General features: G+C 45.8%; 19 protein-coding genes. 8 read left to right on the top strand and 11 right to left on the bottom strand.

What is annotated here, in order from left to right:
* Positions 1-28: 28 nt before the first annotated feature.
* The gene (locus tag FXO21_RS09970) at positions 29-781 is read left to right on the top strand and encodes a succinate dehydrogenase/fumarate reductase iron-sulfur subunit (RefSeq protein ID WP_225865908.1); all 753 of its coding nucleotides are present in this window, start codon (positions 29-31) and stop codon (positions 779-781) included.
* 77 nt (positions 782-858) lie between these two features.
* On the opposite strand, the gene FXO21_RS09965 is transcribed toward FXO21_RS09970, so the two are convergent.
* The 4 genes from FXO21_RS09965 to FXO21_RS09950 all read right to left on the bottom strand — a co-directional run bounded on the left by FXO21_RS09965 (position 859) and on the right by FXO21_RS09950 (position 5,143).
* A complete protein-coding gene (locus FXO21_RS09965) occupies positions 859-1,482 on the bottom strand; it encodes an OmpH family outer membrane protein (RefSeq protein WP_149639943.1) in 624 nt (207 codons plus the stop codon).
* 100 nt (positions 1,483-1,582) lie between these two features.
* Positions 1,583-1,930: a hypothetical protein gene (locus FXO21_RS09960; RefSeq protein ID WP_149639942.1), complete on the bottom strand. Its 348-nt coding sequence runs from the start codon at positions 1,928-1,930 to the stop codon at positions 1,583-1,585.
* Between the two features lie 8 nt (positions 1,931-1,938).
* Positions 1,939-4,380, bottom strand: coding sequence for a penicillin acylase family protein (locus tag FXO21_RS09955; protein WP_149639941.1), 2,442 nt, complete (start codon positions 4,378-4,380; stop codon positions 1,939-1,941).
* A 34-nt stretch (positions 4,381-4,414) separates the two neighbouring features.
* Positions 4,415-5,143: a copper homeostasis protein CutC gene (locus FXO21_RS09950; RefSeq protein WP_149639940.1), complete on the bottom strand. Its 729-nt coding sequence runs from the start codon at positions 5,141-5,143 to the stop codon at positions 4,415-4,417.
* A gap of 610 nt (positions 5,144-5,753) precedes the next feature.
* Between FXO21_RS09950 and FXO21_RS09935 the strand changes: the two genes are divergently transcribed.
* Positions 5,754-5,975: a DUF2795 domain-containing protein gene (locus FXO21_RS09935; protein WP_013927448.1), complete on the top strand. Its 222-nt coding sequence runs from the start codon at positions 5,754-5,756 to the stop codon at positions 5,973-5,975.
* Positions 5,976-6,154: 179 nt separating this feature from the next.
* On the top strand, positions 6,155-6,808 hold the full coding sequence (locus tag FXO21_RS09930; RefSeq protein WP_149639939.1) for an AlbA family DNA-binding domain-containing protein: 654 nt from the start codon (positions 6,155-6,157) through the stop codon (positions 6,806-6,808).
* 55 nt (positions 6,809-6,863) lie between these two features.
* Here FXO21_RS09930 and FXO21_RS09925 read toward each other — a convergent pair whose 3' ends face one another.
* Entirely contained in the window at positions 6,864-7,208 is a 345-nt protein-coding gene (locus FXO21_RS09925) for a DUF3127 domain-containing protein (protein ID WP_149639938.1), read from the bottom strand.
* 77 nt (positions 7,209-7,285) lie between these two features.
* A complete protein-coding gene (locus FXO21_RS09920) occupies positions 7,286-8,425 on the bottom strand; it encodes a cystathionine gamma-synthase (RefSeq protein ID WP_149639937.1) in 1,140 nt (379 codons plus the stop codon).
* A 193-nt stretch (positions 8,426-8,618) separates the two neighbouring features.
* On the opposite strand from FXO21_RS09920, the gene FXO21_RS09915 reads away from it, so the two are divergent.
* The 5 genes from FXO21_RS09915 (at position 8,619) to FXO21_RS09895 (ending at position 13,445) form a co-directional block, all read left to right on the top strand.
* Positions 8,619-9,302 (top strand): VTT domain-containing protein, encoded by a 684-nt coding sequence (locus tag FXO21_RS09915; RefSeq protein ID WP_225865638.1) that lies wholly within the window; start codon positions 8,619-8,621, stop codon positions 9,300-9,302.
* Positions 9,303-9,431: 129 nt separating this feature from the next.
* Positions 9,432-11,012 (top strand): sodium:solute symporter, encoded by a 1,581-nt coding sequence (locus FXO21_RS09910; RefSeq protein WP_149639936.1) that lies wholly within the window; start codon positions 9,432-9,434, stop codon positions 11,010-11,012.
* A gap of 77 nt (positions 11,013-11,089) precedes the next feature.
* Positions 11,090-12,064, top strand: coding sequence for a dihydrodipicolinate synthase family protein (locus tag FXO21_RS09905; RefSeq protein WP_149643440.1), 975 nt, complete (start codon positions 11,090-11,092; stop codon positions 12,062-12,064).
* A gap of 32 nt (positions 12,065-12,096) precedes the next feature.
* Positions 12,097-12,420, top strand: a complete 324-nt coding sequence (locus FXO21_RS09900; RefSeq protein WP_149639935.1) for an RNA polymerase sigma factor — start codon at positions 12,097-12,099, stop codon at positions 12,418-12,420.
* A 149-nt stretch (positions 12,421-12,569) separates the two neighbouring features.
* Entirely contained in the window at positions 12,570-13,445 is an 876-nt protein-coding gene (locus FXO21_RS09895) for an AraC family transcriptional regulator (protein ID WP_149639934.1), read from the top strand.
* On the opposite strand, the gene FXO21_RS09890 is transcribed toward FXO21_RS09895, so the two are convergent.
* From FXO21_RS09890 to FXO21_RS09870, 5 genes are all read right to left on the bottom strand, one after another.
* Positions 13,442-13,876 carry a DoxX family protein gene (locus FXO21_RS09890; RefSeq protein WP_149639933.1) on the bottom strand — a complete coding sequence of 145 codons (435 nt, stop codon included), beginning with the start codon at positions 13,874-13,876 and terminating at the stop codon, positions 13,442-13,444. The genes FXO21_RS09895 and FXO21_RS09890 overlap by 4 nt on opposite strands.
* 77 nt (positions 13,877-13,953) lie before the next feature.
* Positions 13,954-15,249 (bottom strand): MFS transporter, encoded by a 1,296-nt coding sequence (locus FXO21_RS09885; RefSeq protein WP_149639932.1) that lies wholly within the window; start codon positions 15,247-15,249, stop codon positions 13,954-13,956.
* Positions 15,250-15,273: 24 nt separating this feature from the next.
* Positions 15,274-16,068 (bottom strand): alpha/beta fold hydrolase, encoded by a 795-nt coding sequence (locus FXO21_RS09880; RefSeq protein WP_149639931.1) that lies wholly within the window; start codon positions 16,066-16,068, stop codon positions 15,274-15,276.
* Positions 16,061-16,324: a type II toxin-antitoxin system RelE family toxin gene (locus tag FXO21_RS09875; protein WP_149639930.1), complete on the bottom strand. Its 264-nt coding sequence runs from the start codon at positions 16,322-16,324 to the stop codon at positions 16,061-16,063. The genes FXO21_RS09880 and FXO21_RS09875 overlap by 8 nt, the downstream gene beginning before the upstream one ends.
* Positions 16,317-16,508, bottom strand: a complete 192-nt coding sequence (locus FXO21_RS09870; protein WP_149639929.1) for a hypothetical protein — start codon at positions 16,506-16,508, stop codon at positions 16,317-16,319. The genes FXO21_RS09875 and FXO21_RS09870 overlap by 8 nt, the downstream gene beginning before the upstream one ends.
* Positions 16,509-16,538 lie beyond the last annotated feature (30 nt).

The following is a 16,538-nucleotide window of genomic DNA, read 5'->3' as shown; positions in this document are numbered from 1 at the left end:
AAATATTACAAAGATGAGTGCAGGTAACATGCATATTAAGCTTAAAGTCTGGAGACAAAGCAATAGCGATACACAAGGGGGATTTGAGAATTACAATCTCGACCACGTTTCCCCCGATATGTCTTTTCTTGAAATGTTCGATGTGTTGAACGAACAGCTTATCGAAGAAGGAAAGGAGCCAGTGTCATTTGATCACGATTGCCGGGAAGGAATTTGCGGAGCGTGCTCCATGTATATCAATGGCCGCCCTCATGGACCACTGAGAGGAGTTACGACCTGTCAGTTGCATATGCGGTCTTTCAATGACGGAGATACGATTGTAGTTGAGCCCTGGAGAGCTTCGGCTTTTCCCGTGATCAAGGATTTGGTAGTAGACCGGGATGCATTTGACAGGGTTATATCTGCGGGAGGATTTATCTCAGTAAATACAGGTAATGCGCAGGATGCCAACAGTTTACCTATTCCAAAAGAATCGGCTGACGATGCATTTTCTGCGGCTGCCTGTATCGGATGCGGGGCTTGTGTAGCGGCTTGTAAAAATGCTTCCGCAATGCTGTTTGTTTCTGCGAAAATTTCACAGCTTGCGTTGTTGCCGCAAGGCCAGGCTGAGCGGAGTATTCGCGCAGAGAAAATGGTGGCTCAGATGGACGCCGAGGGATTTGGAGCTTGTACCAATACAGGAGCTTGCTCAGCGGAATGCCCGAAAGAAATCAGTCTGGAAAATATTGCACGTATGAACAGAGAATACATTGGCGCGAAGTTCTCTTCTTCTGCAGTGTAATTTTAGACATCAATACCCATAAAAAAGCTGGCGGTTCATCTGAACCGCCAGCTTTTTTATGGTCCTGATACTATTTGTTATTTCTTCTTGGTTGAGTCAGCTGCTGCTGGTTTACCATCTGATTTGTATTCTTTATTCAATCCGTCAAGGATCTTTTGGGTTACATCCAAAGAAGGGTTGGCAAACAGAATACCACCGCCTAAAGAATAGCCCAGAACGAATTCAAAGCCATTTTCTTTATTGTATTTATCGATATATGCCCGGATGTTTTTGTAAAGCTCCTCGTTTTTCTTAGCCTCTTCCTGGCCCAGTGCCTGTGCCGACTGATCGCGGTAGGCCATTAAATCCTGCTGTTTTTTCATCAACTGTGCTTCTGTTGATCTGGCTTGCTCAGGCGTCATCGTCTGCGCCTTTTGCTGGAAAAACGCTACTTCGTTTTGCAGTGAACGTCCTTTTGTATTCAATTCATTTTCCAGTTGGAAATTCTTGTTCTCAAGTTCTTTTCTGGTATCCTTGAAGAACTCGTAATTTTTCAAAAGAGAGTCTATTTGAACATAAACTGTTTTACGGCCTGCTACTACATTACCATCTGCAACTGCACCGGAATCGCCCGATGGTTTACTGGAAAAGTGAAGGAAAAAAAGTACTGCTACGGCCAATGAAAGCACAATGTTCCAGATCAACGAAGTATTATTGTTCACGTCTTTAAAGTTTATATTTTTTGAACGAGCCGCAAAGATAAGGATTTGTGTTTAAGTACAATGAATATCACACACCCTTAAAAGCGTCTGCCGAAGATGATTAGTTACGCTGTTCCTGATTGAAAATATGCCTGACCAGAAAACCGGAAAGTCCCGCAGAACCAGCCATAAGCCCGCCGATGAGGGCGCTTATAAAAAGCAGCAAGACACCATTTGGCAAGAAGAAAATCTGCGCAATACGGTCTGAAATACCGCCATTTGAGACTACATGCAAATAGTAGCCATACCCGAGCCAAAGTGCACCAACTGCGAGAAAGCTGATCCAAAAAGCGTTGAATGCAGCCGTCGGCCGCCAGATGTGAATCAGGAAAGGAACAACTGCAATAACCCACCAGGGTAAAAAAATCTGCAGCAAGGCAGTGATCAGCAAGATGATAATGAAATTCATAAGTCGCCTTATTTCTCTTGTAATGTGATACGGGATGTCAAACGTGGATTTTGCTCGTCAGGCGAATTCAGGAACAACAGTTCGTTCAGTTCGCCTTTTTCCCATTTATTTAAAAGGTTCAGATAATATGGACTGCCGGGGTTGCCGGATTGGCCCCCGGGATAAATGCCATAGGCGCGCGGGGTCGGACCTAATTCAACCACCATTCGCCACGAAGGCCCATGCCTTTTAGTAGTAGCATTCACGATCCCGCTGCCTCCTCCCGTCGTGATCGGGGGTGCATTGAATGCTTTCAGGCTCCGGCTCAGGTGCCTGATTTCGGTACCTTTTACTTTCGACCACTGCCAGGCAGGGCTCATATTGCCGTGTCGGGAGGTCAACGTATCCAGTGTGGCTTTTAAACTTTGGTAAACAATATCTTTCATCGTTTCCTTTTCAGGCGTATTAATATTGTCAAACCATTTTTCATTGGGTTGTTTTAAAAGCAGGTACAGCGTGCGGTCGCGTGTAGGGAGTTCGCCGGCAAATTCGTCAGCCCAGATTGCATTCCTTATAATAGGTACCCATTCTTCAAAAATGGCTGCTGCGACGGAGTTAGGTGTATTCTGATAGTCCCAGTTCGTGAGGATGATTTTGGCGGCCTTTTCACCGGGAGATAATGCGGTGGAAGAAAGTACGTCAAGCAGTCGGGGCAATATGGTTCTTGCCAACACGCTGAAATTGTCATTTTGAAGAGAACGTAGACTATCAGCATTGGCTTGTGACATTGCTTCCAATCTTTCGTTGATCCGGATCCCGCGTTCCGAAGGTGCAAAAACCCAGTTGATGTAGTAAGGATAAGTAGTGTCGGTACTCGACTGGTTGGCGCTGCTGACGTAACCGCGTTCCGGATTTTTTACAAATGGATTTTGCTCCGGCGGTATCCAGCCCATCCAATCGTCTGCACGAATAGTGCCGTCCAGTAAAAATTTGCCTTGCTCCCTGTATTTGACAGGAAGCTTACCATTGACCGTCAATGCGATATTTTTACTATTATCCGCAAATACGAAATTCTGCGCAGGACCCACATATCTAGCCAATGCGGTGCGGTAGTCGTCGTAGTTTTTTGCACGGTTAAGCTGATAGAAAGTCATGAAGCTGTTACCAGGCTCGTGACCAATCCATTTGATGGCCAGATTTGGAAGTTTCTCAGCGGAATTGTCAAATTCAGTGACCGGCCCGTGATGCGTGTAAATGACCTCCTCGGTGACGGGCTGTTTTTCGCCTTTGATAAATACCAGCTCTTTTCTCGATCTGGTCGGTTTCCACTGGTTATCATGCCAGTAATGCGACCGGGAAGCGTCTTTGAATCTAATTTTATAAAGATCAAACACGTCTGCATCTACATTGGTAACACCCCATGCTACATTTTGATTAAATCCAATTATCACGCTTGGAATGCCGGGCAGGGATACACCGTACACATTCATTTCAGGGGAATGCAGCTGTACCTGGTACCAGATCGACGGCAGTGTGAGTTCCAAATGCGGATCATTGGCGAGAATGGGAAAGCCGGTAATCGACTTTTCTGCGCTTACAGCCCAGTTATTGCTTCCAATACCTTCCACTTTGGGACTGGATTTGGGTAGAATTCTCAGCGGGCTGTTCACAAACCCGATCTGGTCAAGGCTGGTGGAAGTATCAGTTTTTTCGGGAATTGACAGCGGTTCAAAATCCCAGGCAGTCCCGGAAGGAATGACCGGACTTTCCTGAAGCATGGGATAATCAGGAAATATATTGTCGATGATACCTTTACCATACTTTTTAAGCAGCTCTGTCATCGCCAGTTCATTCGATCTCCCGGCCAGCGTGAGTGTCATTTGTTCGAGCATGTACATGGTATTGATCGGCTTCCACGGTTCGGGTTTATAGCCCAAAAGCTTGAATTCAATCGGGTATTCTTTCGGGGTAAGTTGGTTGATATAGGCATTCACTCCGGCAGTGTAGCCCAGCAGCGCGGTTCGGGATTGAGGCTCACTCATCGCCATTTTAAAATTCGCCTCCGCGCCATAACCCATTCCCAGGCGGCGACTTTGTAAATCCATATCCAGCGTTACCCGGCCAAGAATCTCAGAAAGCCGGCCCGATGCAGCCCGGGTTTGCAGGTCCATTTGCCATAGCCGGTCTTTCGCTGTAATATAACCTTGTGCGTAGAAAAGGTCGAAGTCATTTTTGGCAAAAATATGGGGTACGCCTGTATCATCGAAACGAATAACCACCTCACTTTGCAGGCTGTCGAGCTTTAATATCAATTCACTTTTCGGATCAGCGGCACCCTCGCCATTTTGTCCAAAGCCCGAGAACGGACTAAGGAACGGCCCTAGTGCAGGGGCAGGACCGAGCGGATTATCTAAAAGATATACAAGCCCTATGGTGACGGCCAGAGAAATGAAAGCTTTAACAAACTTCATAGAGGGGGATGCATTTGAAAATAAAGGCATTAAATCATGAAACTACTTGAACAATAGCTTCTATCAATCCCAGGTCACTATACATCACCGAGCGCTCGTCGGGAGATTCGCCGGCCATTGAGATATTTTCAGGGAAATACTTCTGGCGGCCGGGGCGGAATGCTTTGGCAGTAAGGTGAAGGGCATGCACGCCGGCCGCTTTGAGTTCGGCGGCATTACCGGCATTCACGCCCCCGCCTGCCATGATTTCAATCGCGCCGTTTGCAGCTTTGGAAAGGCTTCTCAGTAGCTCAATGCCCTGAGGAGCAGACGATTGTTGGCCTGATGTCAATATCCGCTCGGCACCTGTTTCAATGACTTCTTTAAGCGCCTTGTGCGGATCGGGCGTGAGATCAAATGCCCGGTGGAAGGTTACCTTCATGGGGGCTGCATATGCTACCAACGCTTTGGTACGTGCGACGTCCACTTGTCCGTCGGCGGTAAGAATGCCGAGAACCACGCCATTTGCACCCAGTTTTTTCGCAAGATCGATATCCTTTCTCATGATTTCCTCTTCAAAGAAATCATATACGAAGTCGCCTCCCCGGGGCCGGATCATGACGTAAACGGGGATATCAATATGTTGTTTAACGATTTCAATGAGACCGGCGCTGGGAGTGGTACCGCCTTCGCCTAGTCCGCCGCACAATTCTATCCGGCCGGCTCCTCCCGCCTGGGCATTAATGCAGGATTCGAGCGAGTAGGCACAAACTTCAATGGTCATAATTCGATATTTATAATGATGAGGAAAATTACAAAAAGGTTTTGAATGCGTGTTGCCGGGGAAGAACAGAATGAAGAATTTGCAAGAGTCAAGGTAGTTCTCAATATTGAACCTTCGCATAGCTCAATGTAAATTCTTACATCAGATTCATAGGTACGCACAAAGAATATGATCGGATTAATGACATCAAGAACATTTGAACGTTATGAAAACAATTGAGCAGATCAAATCTGAATTGAAGCATTATCCAATAGAACTCACCTGACCCTGTTGAAGCAATTAAATTGAGATTAGAGGAGCGGGGACTAAAGAGGAAAGACCTGATCAGCTATTTTGGCAGCGCGAGCCGGGTATCGGAGGTATTAAATAGGAAAAGGCCCTTAACCCTAGAAATGATACGAAGCTGCATAGAGGGCTGGGTATCTCAGCCGAAACATTACTTGCCAGATGAGGTAATAATCGACTGATTGTCAGTATTTTAAATTGAAAAACAAAATATTATTTTTACGCGAGCAATTATTTTTGTTTTTTTTCGCTTTAAGCTTTTAAAAGATGTCAAATTTTTTACTTTTGCAAAAAAGTAAAGTAACTATTAATAGGCGAAAATATTATGTACTGGACTCTCGAACTCGCATCGTACCTTGAAGATGCTCCCTGGCCAGCTACCAAAGACGAGCTAATTGACTTTGCAATCAGAACAGGCGCTCCGTTAGAAGTAGTTGAAAACCTTCAGGAGCTTGAAGATGATGGTCAGCCTTATGAAAGCATTGAGGAGATTTGGCCCGACTATCCCACCAAAGATGATTTCTTTTTTAACGAAGATGAATACTAAGAAAAACGGCACTGAAAAGGTGTCGTTTTTTTGTTGAATAGAGCCCGCATTTTTACGAAACTCGTCCTGAATATTTTTTTAATCTGACGAAACGAATGTAAATTGTTAGCGTTAATAGAGGGAGACGAGGATATAACCGAAGAGGAATTTGTCAAAACAGATATCAATCCATTCTACTAATGGAGCTTCGATTGTTAAAAGAACTGGTAAAGAAAGGAGAGGGTGAGCATGCGGAATTCAAACTGAAATCCAGTCATCCCGAGAAGATTGTCCGCGAAGTAGTAGCCTTTGCCAATAGTGGCGGCGGCAAGTTGTTTGTCGGAGTTGGTGACGATAAGACCATCAAGGGTCTGAAAGATGCCGAAGAAGATGAATACACGTTGAGCCGCGCGATCGACAGATACATTTTCCCCAAAATCAGCTATAAAAAAGAGCGCGTTCCCGTGAGCGCCGATCGCGACGTGCTGGTGCTGACCATCCCGAGAAGCATTGACAAGCCGCACTACGTGGTCGACGATTCGGGCGGGCGGCAGGCTTACATCCGTGTTGAAGACAAATCCTTGCAAGCCAGCCGCGAAATGAAGGAAATTATGCGCCGCGGCAGGGGAGAACGGGATATTCGTTTTCAGTACGGAGATAAAGAGCAGAAATTGATGAAGCTGCTGGATGAAAAACAGTCGGTAACTGTCGATCTGTTTGCAACAGTAGCCGGCATCCCGCGTAAAATCGCTTCAAATACATTGGTAGTGCTGGTACTTGCCAGGATTTTGGAAGTTCATCCGCAGGAAATGATCGATAAATTCACCATGTCGATGGCGTATCAATCCAATTAAATGGCAAAGCCGGCAAGAATTGTGATACTCGCCGGCTTTTGGTAATCAGTTCTTATTAAAATGGCAGGTCGTCGGAATCCTCTTCACTAAAAGTGGTTACCGGTGGTAACGGGCTGTTTCCCGCAGATGCAGGCCCGCCGCTTTTATCTACTTTCCAGGCTTTCACTTCGGTATACCAGCGCGAATTGTATTCACGGCTTTCAACATCAATTGAAGCAGTAACCGAATCGTTCACCTGCAAATCAGCCTGATCAATTTTGTCGCCCCAAAGCGAAATGCAGACTTTTTTAGGGTACTGAGATGGTATTTCAAGAATAAATTCCTGTTTACGCCACATTCCGTTTTTGCCTTGCCCGGTCACCTCAGGCAGCAGGGCGATCACTGTTCCTGTTAATTCCATTTATAGTTTTGATTTTTAGAGTTTCAAAAATGCGATTTCAAAAGTAAGATTTTTGCCATGCAATGCCAAGCAGGGAACTAGCCGATCGCCTGCTTTAAATCGCCGATCAGATCTTCCACGTCTTCAATACCCACGCTCAAACGGATCAGCGTATCTTTCAGGCCGACCTTTTCTCTTTCGGGTTTTGGAATGCTCGCGTGTGTCATACTCGCCGGGTGCGTGCAAAGCGACTCAACTCCCCCCAGCGATTCGCCCAGGGAAAAGATCTTTAAACGTTCCATCGTGGTTACCGCTTCCTGATAGATATCCCCTTTTAATTCGAATGAAAGCATTCCTCCGAAATCCTTCATTTGCCTTTTAGCCAGGTCGTGCCCGGGGTGGGAGAGTAATCCGGGATAGTAAACGGTCGCAACCCTGGGATGTGCGGCCAGCCATTTCGCGATCGTGGAGGCATTTTCACAGTGCCTTTGCATTCGGATGTGCAGCGTTTTTAGTCCTCTTAAAACCAGGAAACAATCCTGAGGACCTGGAACGGCACCTGCTGCATTTTGTATGAACGCCAGCTGTTTCACCAATTCAGGGTCTTTCGTTACCAGCGCGCCCATTACGGTGTCCGAGTGTCCTCCCAGGTATTTCGTAACCGAATGCATCACGATAGCCGCGCCCATATCCAGCGGGTTTTGCAGGTAGGGAGAGGCAAAAGTATTATCAACGGCACAGATAATGCCGCTGGCTTTGCAGATTCCTGCTATTTGCTCAATATCGATTATTTTAAGCAGTGGATTGGTAGGTGTTTCAACCCAAACCATTTTCGTTTTGTCCGTCAGTGCTTTGATGACATTGGCGGGATCTGACATGTCTACAAAATTGAAAATAAGGCCATAACCCTCGTAGATACGCTTCATAATCCGGTACGTGCCACCGTAAATGTCGTTGGTGACAATTATCTCGTCTCCGGGCCGGAACAGCCGGAGTACTGCGTCTGTCGCCGCCATTCCGGAAGCAAAGCAAATCCCGGACGTTCCGTTTTCCAGGGCGGCAAGTGCATTTTGTAATGCGGTCCTCGTAGGATTGTGGGTTCTTGAATACTCATAACCCTTGTGCTTGCCCGGACTTTCCTGTACGTAGGTGGAAGTTTGGTAGATAGGCGTCATAATAGCGCCGGTGGAAGGATCGGGCGCTACGCCTGCGTGTATTGCTTTGGTTCCGAATTTCATTTGTTGATATGTTTTGCGAGGGATACCTGAACAGGCACCAATTCAAATTTGCTATTCGTGTCAATTTGCGGCCACCGTTGCGGTGCATTGGTGGCACTAAAAAAAGACTGTAAAGGTAAGAAACCGAAAAACCTTTTCCTCAAACAAGTGGTTATCTGAATAGCGGGGCAGCATATTAAGCAATATATCAGTGTTGGAAAAGTCTACACCAAAACGGTTTTCATTACCAGTAGTTATCAGCGTTCTGATGACGGTCATCCCGCTTTTGACCACCTCAATCATCACTGCGTGGGCTATTAATCACGAAAAATTGCTGCGCACCCTGCCATTTGAATGGTGGTTGGGGATTACTGTTATCCTGACTCTTGCTTCATCCCTCGCACTGACGCCTCCCACTTTCGTAGCGCTGGTTTATGGTTATTTTCTGGGCTGGAGTTCGTTGCCGATGCTTTTCGGGATGAACCTCGGGGCAATTGCGATTATTTATGTCTCCGCTAATTACCTGCACGCTACTTCGATCAGGCACCATCTGATCCAGGTTTATCCGCAGGTAGGGACCATGTTGAGCCGGTTTTATAAAAATGAATTGCGGTTGATATTCTTTGCCAAACTGTCACCTGTACTTCCGTTCGCGATTACTAATCTGTTTTTTGCGATGGCCGGTGCAAGATTCAAGCAGGTACTCGCCGGGGGTACTTTGGGGATGATCCCGAGAACAGTCCTGGCTGTATGGGCGGGTAAAGAAGCGCAGGATATCCGATATCTGCTGGAGCATCCCAATGAGGGCCTGGCGACGAAGATCGTGCTGATCGTTCTGATTATTGTATCCACGATCGGCATCGGCTATTTCTTTCAGGAAAAGAAAATAGCAGAGTAACAAATCACAACTTTCGGTTACAAGTAGCTACTTTGGTAAGATCGTACAATAATACGGTACGAAACCATATAAAATCATTGACTTCATCCTGTTTCTTTGTGGTAAAGTTCTACTTGATCCAAATTTAGAATGAAATCCTTACCTTTCCTTGATCTTTTTATCGTGATAGCCTATCTGGCAGGGATGGTGGGTGTGGGCATTTATTTTTCCAGAAAAAACACTACCGCTGATCAGTTTACCAAAGCATCGGGAAGCATTCCCGGCTGGGCGATCGGGATCAGCATTTATGCTACGTTTCTTAGCAGTAATACCTTTTTGGGCGTTCCTGGCAAGGCTTTCGGAAGCAATTGGAATTCATTTGTTTTTAGTTTGTCAATGCCGCTGGCGGCGTGGGTAGCCACCAGATTTTTCATTCCTTTTTACAGAAGTACTGGTGCAGTCTCCGCTTATACGCATTTAGAACACCGCTTCGGAGCGTGGGCTAGAACCTATGCAGTTGTTTGTTTTCTTTTGACGCAACTCGCCCGCATGGGGTCTATATTTTTTGGTATTGCATTAAGCCTGCAAGCGCTAACCGGCTACGAAATGTCGACGATCATGATCGTAGTTGGGATTTGCATTGTACTGTACACTGTTATGGGCGGCATGGAGGCGGTTATCTGGACGGAGGTTGTGCAGGGGGTTATTAAGACGATCGGAGCATTGGTGATATTATATCTGGTGGTGGACGGAATGGACGGCGGTTTATCCAAAATCATGGCCGTTGGAAGTGCCGAGGGTAAGTTTAGTCTGGGCAGCTTTGCACCTGATTTTACTCAATCGTCATTTTGGGTTGTGTTGCTGTACGGTTTCTTTATGAACCTGAACAATTTTGGAATGGACCAGAATTATGTGCAGCGTTACCATACCACAACTTCAGTAAAAGAGGCAGCAGGCTCTGTCTGGCTGTGCGTTTATTTGTACTTGCCGGTTTCATTGATATTCTTCTTCCTGGGTTCCTGCTTGTACGCCTATTATCAAAGTGAGCCTGCATTGCTGGAAGCAATCAAAATGCAGGTAGCGACCGAGCGGCTGCCGGGTGGCACACAAGCTGCGATAAACAGCCTTGCCGCCACATTAACGCCCGCAGATTATGGAGATAAGGTAATGCCGCACTTCATGGTCACCAAAGTGCCTGTCGGGCTGCTGGGACTTATTATTGCGGCGATCATGTCGGCGGCGATGAGTACAATAAGCTCGGGAATGAATGCTTCCGCGACGGTTTTTTCCGTAGATATTTATCAGAAATACATTAAATCTGATCTTTCTCCCAAAGAATCGCTTCGCTTGCTGTACATCGCGACTACTGTTTTTGGTCTGCTGGGAATGGTCACCGGGATTGCGATGATCGGTGTGAAAAGTGTTCTGGACGTTTGGTGGATGCTTTCGGGGATTTTTGCGGGGGGAATGCTTGGCTTGTTTTTGCTCGGGATTATTTCAAGACAGACCAAAAACGCAGAGGCTTTGACGGCGACGCTGATCGGTATTGCTGTGATTATCTGGATGACATTTTCAAATCAGCTGCCCGAAGAATATGCGTTTCTGCGCAACCCGCTGCATCAGAATATGATCATGGTCGTGGGTACGCTGACAATCTTCCTGGTAGGGTTGCTGCTTACCAAATTCAGAAAACCAACGTCCATTGAAAAAGAGATGGTGTTTGACAATTAGCAGACCATTACCATCCATTTGTTTTACCTGCATTTTTTACTCAACACAATTATATTTTCAAAAGCCTAAATACCATGATGACGACAAAACCCTCCTCTTCACTTCCCAAAGGATTTATTCCCGTAATGCTCACGCCATTTCTCGAATCAGGAAAAGTTGATTTCGAAGGGTTGAAAGTGCTGACCGACATGTACCTCGAGGCTGGTGCAGCAGGTCTTTTTGCGAATTGCTTGTCAAGTGAGATGTTTGAGCTGAGTGAAACGGAAAGGCTGGAAGTTACGTCCACGGTGGTGCAGCAGGTTGGGGGGAGAGTGCCGGTGGTAGCGACGGGAACATTTGGAGGTCCCGTTGAGGAGCAAGCGGCATACGTAAAACGTATATACGCTACCGGCGTCGATGCCGTTATTGTAATTACAGGATTGCTGGCTGACGAAAATGAGCCGGATACGGTTTTCGCTTCTCAGGCCAAAAAACTGATTGCACTCACTGAAAATGTGCCCCTGGGATTCTACGAGTGTCCGGTGCCATATAAGCGTTTGATTGATAGTGATTTACTGGCGGAGCTTGTACAAACGGGACGGGTGGTTTATCATAAAGACACCTGCCTTGACATACAGGAGGTAACAAAGCGAATTGACGTAACGAGTGGGAATGAATTTGGGCTGTACGACGCTTACATGGTAAATGCGGTGGCCTCGCTGAACGCAGGAGCCGCAGGATTGTCGTGTATACAGGGTAATATCTATCCCGAACTTGTTGTGTGGATTTGTGAAAATTATAATAATCCGGAACGCAAGGCAGATGTTGACAGGGTGCAGGCATTCTTTGTGGATTCAATGGAAATTGTCCACACAGCCTATCCTACAATCGCCAAATACTGTCTGCAAAAGAGAGGCTTCCCGATCTCTACCTATACAAGAAGAGAAGTGGATGCGCTCACGCAGAATATCAAGGAACGCGCCGATCAGCTACTGGAAGATGTAGAAAATTTGCAAAGCGAGCTGGGAATCAGAGATATACTGAAGGGTAGCCTGCTGACCCAGCTGAAATAAAGGACAAACATACACACCAAGAAACCCTACTTATGGAATTCCCGAACCGACAGATTTTACATCGGATTACCGAAGGAGATAAAGCTGCATTCTCGCAACTTTGCGGATATTTTCACATTCCGGCCTTCAAACTATGTGCCGTGGTTTTGAAAGACGAACAGGAAGCGGAATTGGTGATCAGAAACGTTTTTGACAAAATATGGGAAGAGAGGTGTGATCTGGAAACAAAGGATGACTTTCAGTCCTATCTTTTCGCGAGTCTGAAAAACCAAATCTTTGTACAGATGAGAAAGTACCAGGATCCGGTGGCAAGGCAACAATACCTGGACAAAATGCATGTGATGTCAACCCGGTAGGCGCATATTATGCGTTCATATTGACGATTTGCTTGATTTGATAGTATTTTACCAATTTTTGTACGTTAAAATTGGATAGATAAGCGAAAATTTTTCTTTTAAATTGAGTATGGCAGCGAGACCTAAACCCTGTCAATAGACGATTTAAAATGAAACCTCATTTCCACAAAGTTCCGATACCGTCGCGAACTTCATTCAGTATTCGCCACGAAAAAGACTCTGGCTTCGGAACGGTCTGGCATTACCACCCCGAATTGGAACTGCACTTCCTCGTCAAAGGTAAGGGGGTACGTTTTATAGGTGATAGCATTAGTAATTTTACGGACGGGGAGTTGATTTTGCTGGGTGAAAACCTGCCGCACACGTGGCGGGTGGAAGAGGGCGCAAGCAATACGGCCATTGAAGTGATTATCATCCATTTTCTTCCAAACTGCCTGGGAGGGGATTTCCTGCTTCTCCCGGAGGCGTATCAGATTCCGAAGCTATTTGAAAAAGCGAAACGCGGACTCTTGATAACAGGAGCTGCCAAAGAACGAATTGTGCCACTTATGCTGGCAGCAGTGGAAGCCCAGAACCTTGATCGGCTGATTGCGCTGCTTTCTATTCTTAAAATCCTGGCAGAAACTGCGGAGTACGAAACGATTGCCTCGGCACATGCATTTTACAAATCGAATGACTCGGAAACGTTGAGACTTAATAAGATATATGCTTATACGCTCTCCAACTACCGGAGCGACATTTCACTGCAGGATGTGGCGGCTATTGCCAATCTGGGTATCACTTCGTTTTGCAGGTATTTTAAATTAATGACGAAGAAAACCTATAATGATTTTTTGGTAGAAATAAGAATCAGCCAGGCCTGCAGGTTGCTAATCGAAGATAAGCTGGCGACTGAAGTAATTTGTTTCGAATGCGGTTTCAATAATGTTTCCAACTTTTACCGGCATTTCAAGAAAGTCACGGACATGACGCCCCTGGAATACAAGCGGAAATATTTATACAAAACCGCACCCGAACTGATCTAGTTATTGTGGTTCTTCATGTACTCGTCCATCGAATATTTACCGGATCCGATGATTGCAAAAGTAACTACGACGATCAGTGTAATGAGTGATAGCCAGAGTTCCGAATTCAGATAAGAAAAGCCCATCCGGATATTGACGAAGAATACTGCCGTGAGCAGAATAGGGATTTGTATGATCGAAGCGAACCGAGTGAGGCATCCCATTGCGATCATGAAACCCCCGAAAATGTGGGCAAACGCCACATAATGCACGGCGGTCACGGTGTACAGGTGAAAATCCAGCCCGGTCACAAGACGGGAAAGCTGCGTTGTATCGCTGATAAAGCTGATACCCTTGACAAACAGAAATACTCCCAAAGCAATACGAACAATGTCCATCCAGGCAGGATGATGCGTATCGCCCCAATGCTCGATTCGATCCATCACGTTCATAACAATAAAAGATTTAGTGTCTTTAAAGTTACCGAACCGAATGGATTTTGTCAAGAGATAATTTATTTATTCCAAGATTATTCGTGCTCGATCAGAGAGGTTTTCTTGGTATCTTTCATACGCACGTATATAATCAGGGAGGCAAAAATGCAGATGGTCACGTACCAGTAATAGTAACTTTCATGACCCAGGTTTTTGGCCCAAAGAGCAAAGTACTCGGCAGTGCCGCCAAAAATAGCAACTGTAACAGAGTAAGGAAGGCCCACGCCCAGAGCACGAACTTCCACCGGAAAAAGCTCTGCCTTTACGACGGCATTGATGGAAGTGTAGCCGCTCACGATTATTAATGCGACCATTAGCAAGCCGAATGCAGACCACATGCTAGTAGTGTGACTGAGCGTATTTAAGAGAGGATAAGTGAATAATGTTCCCAGAACTCCAAAAGATATTAGTAAGGGTTTTCGGCCAATCCTGTCACTGATCGCTCCAAAAACCGGTTGCAGCATTGCGAATATAAATAGTGAGCAAAAAGTAAGCATGGTCGACTGATACTTGGAAAGTCCGACAGTGTTTACCAGAAACTTCTGCATATAAGTAGTGTAGGTATAAAAGGCCAGCGTGCCACCCATCGTAAGTCCGACTACGGTCAAAATCGCTTTCGGATGTTTGAGCAGTTCTGTAAGTGATCCTTTTTTCTTTACTTCCTGGTCTTTTGCCTTAAATGCTTGTGTTTCATTCAAATGGGCGCGCAGGTAAAGAGCAACCAGTGACAGTAATGCACCAAAAATGAATGGTAAACGCCAACCCCAATCGTGCATTTGCTTATCTGTCAGGAAGATATTTTGTAAAATCAATTGCAGCCCCAGCGCAATGAGTTGCCCGCCGATCAATGTCACATACTGAAAACTGGAATAAAAGCCACGGCGCTTTTCAGTTGCAACTTCGCTCAGGTAAGTTGCCGAGGTGCCATATTCACCTCCTACACTCAATCCCTGAAGGAGTCTCGCAACCAGCAACATAACAGGTGCTGCAATGCCAATGCTATTGTAACCGGGAAGGAACGCTATTAGTAGTGAGCCAAATGACATCAGCAAAACCGATAGCGTCATCGCCACTTTTCGACCCTTGGTATCTGCGAGCTTTCCGAATATATAACCACCGATCGGGCGCATCAGAAACCCTACCGCAAAAATCCCCGCAGTGTTGATAAGCTGAACGGTGGGATTGGAATCAGGAAAAAATGCGCTTGCGAAATAGAGAGAGAAAGCGGAGTAAGCGTACCAGTCGTACCATTCCACCAAATTTCCGGCGGAGCCGCCGATGATCGCTTTTAATCGCCAGTTGGTATCATTTTTGGGTAAAACCTGCTCCATACATATAAAATGGTATGCGACAAGTTACTCAAATAATGTACAAATCCACACGCCGGCTTTGGCAACCAATTGCGTGTGACCGCTTTTTAATTGGATGTTCTGACTTTCAGGAAGAAGCCTGGCCAGCGGACTTACCGCACTTTGCTCTAACAGCTTGTCAAATTCGCCTGTGATCAGAAAAATCCGGATGTTGTTTGTTTTAGCCAAATGCGTTATTTGAGCAATATCAAATCGCAGGTCGCGAAATGCAACCCAGGATTTTAAAATGGTGCCCCGCTTTTCAGGCGTGTTAAGGACATTTTCGGTAAATCTTACGAGACTGCTTTGGACGATGCCGGCTTTCGTTAAAAGTTGAATTGTTTTGAAAAAGAATGCAGGTTTCTGCATAGTCCAGCGGAATAGCGCGCGGCCGGCTGCGTTTCTGGTTGCGAGTGTGTAAAGTGGATTCTCCGAGATTCCGTCAGGAGCGACCAGGTATGCATGCTCAATTTTTTCCGGAAATGCTTCGAGCGTTGCCAGCGCAAATCTCCCGCCCATACTGAACCCCATGATATCGAAATCTGCAATGTTATTTTTTAGCAAAAAATCACTCAGAATTGATTTCCAATATGTTTTGCTGACAATTTCCCGATTCGCCCCAGCGCTTTTACCGTGAAAGAAAAGATCGATTGCAAAAATGGTGTAGTGGAGGCCTAGTGTATTTTCCAGTGCCTGAAAGCAGGTCGATGCATCCTGACCAATGCCGTGAAATGCGAGAAGAATGCGCGGGCCGCTGCCGAGTTTGTAATGGTGCAAAGGCTTTTGACGAACACTATTCATAAGCTTCCCGACGATGCTTTACCGCAGAGATTTCAACGATACGGATCGTATCTTCGATCAAATAAAGGACACGATAATCGCCTATTCTGATTCGGTTGATGTTTTTGGAAGCTACTAGTTTTTTATATCCGAACGGACGAGGATTTTCAGATAAGGATTGAATCGCAGACAGGACTTTTTCTAAATCCGGTTTGTGGAGTTTACGGATTTCCTTTTGCGCACTTTTTGAGACAATGATTTGATAACACTCAATCATTGATCTTTCCCTCTGATTTCAACTGGTTGATGAGCTCTTCGAAGGGAATTGTATCCTCTCCTCTTCTTTCTTCCGCGGTCAGGGCATCCAGTAAATCTTCGACGATTTCGCCATGCTCCTTCAAATTAATGATGAGATCGGTTTTTTGACCTTTTTCGTTGGTGATATATCTAATACCTGTCATATTCTCCGCTATTTCAGAGTAAATTAACAA

The organism is Dyadobacter sp. UC 10 (assembly GCF_008369915.1).
Taxonomy (GTDB): Bacteria; Bacteroidota; Bacteroidia; order Cytophagales; family Spirosomataceae; genus Dyadobacter.
The sequence above is the reverse complement of the archived record's forward strand: the minus strand, read 5'-3'. Positions and strand labels throughout refer to the sequence as shown.

Coding starts and splice junctions, on each gene's coding strand:
- FXO21_RS09895 (WP_149639934.1), top strand. CDS start 12,570: ATGAAACCTCATTTCCACAAAGTTCCGATACCGTCGCGAACTTCATTC.
- FXO21_RS09925 (WP_149639938.1), bottom strand. CDS start 7,208: ATGGAATTAACAGGAACAGTGATCGCCCTGCTGCCTGAGGTGACCGGG.
- FXO21_RS09875 (WP_149639930.1), bottom strand. CDS start 16,324: ATGATTGAGTGTTATCAAATCATTGTCTCAAAAAGTGCGCAAAAGGAA.
- FXO21_RS09970 (WP_225865908.1), top strand. CDS start 29: ATGCATATTAAGCTTAAAGTCTGGAGACAAAGCAATAGCGATACACAA.
- FXO21_RS09870 (WP_149639929.1), bottom strand. CDS start 16,508: ATGACAGGTATTAGATATATCACCAACGAAAAAGGTCAAAAAACCGAT.
- FXO21_RS09890 (WP_149639933.1), bottom strand. CDS start 13,876: ATGAACGTGATGGATCGAATCGAGCATTGGGGCGATACGCATCATCCT.
- FXO21_RS09880 (WP_149639931.1), bottom strand. CDS start 16,068: ATGAATAGTGTTCGTCAAAAGCCTTTGCACCATTACAAACTCGGCAGC.
- FXO21_RS09910 (WP_149639936.1), top strand. CDS start 9,432: ATGAAATCCTTACCTTTCCTTGATCTTTTTATCGTGATAGCCTATCTG.
- FXO21_RS09905 (WP_149643440.1), top strand. CDS start 11,090: ATGACGACAAAACCCTCCTCTTCACTTCCCAAAGGATTTATTCCCGTA.
- FXO21_RS09930 (WP_149639939.1), top strand. CDS start 6,155: ATGGAGCTTCGATTGTTAAAAGAACTGGTAAAGAAAGGAGAGGGTGAG.
- FXO21_RS09920 (WP_149639937.1), bottom strand. CDS start 8,425: ATGAAATTCGGAACCAAAGCAATACACGCAGGCGTAGCGCCCGATCCT.
- FXO21_RS09900 (WP_149639935.1), top strand. CDS start 12,097: ATGGAATTCCCGAACCGACAGATTTTACATCGGATTACCGAAGGAGAT.
- FXO21_RS09955 (WP_149639941.1), bottom strand. CDS start 4,380: ATGAAGTTTGTTAAAGCTTTCATTTCTCTGGCCGTCACCATAGGGCTT.
- FXO21_RS09885 (WP_149639932.1), bottom strand. CDS start 15,249: ATGGAGCAGGTTTTACCCAAAAATGATACCAACTGGCGATTAAAAGCG.
- FXO21_RS09960 (WP_149639942.1), bottom strand. CDS start 1,930: ATGAATTTCATTATCATCTTGCTGATCACTGCCTTGCTGCAGATTTTT.
- FXO21_RS09935 (WP_013927448.1), top strand. CDS start 5,754: ATGTACTGGACTCTCGAACTCGCATCGTACCTTGAAGATGCTCCCTGG.
- FXO21_RS09950 (WP_149639940.1), bottom strand. CDS start 5,143: ATGACCATTGAAGTTTGTGCCTACTCGCTCGAATCCTGCATTAATGCC.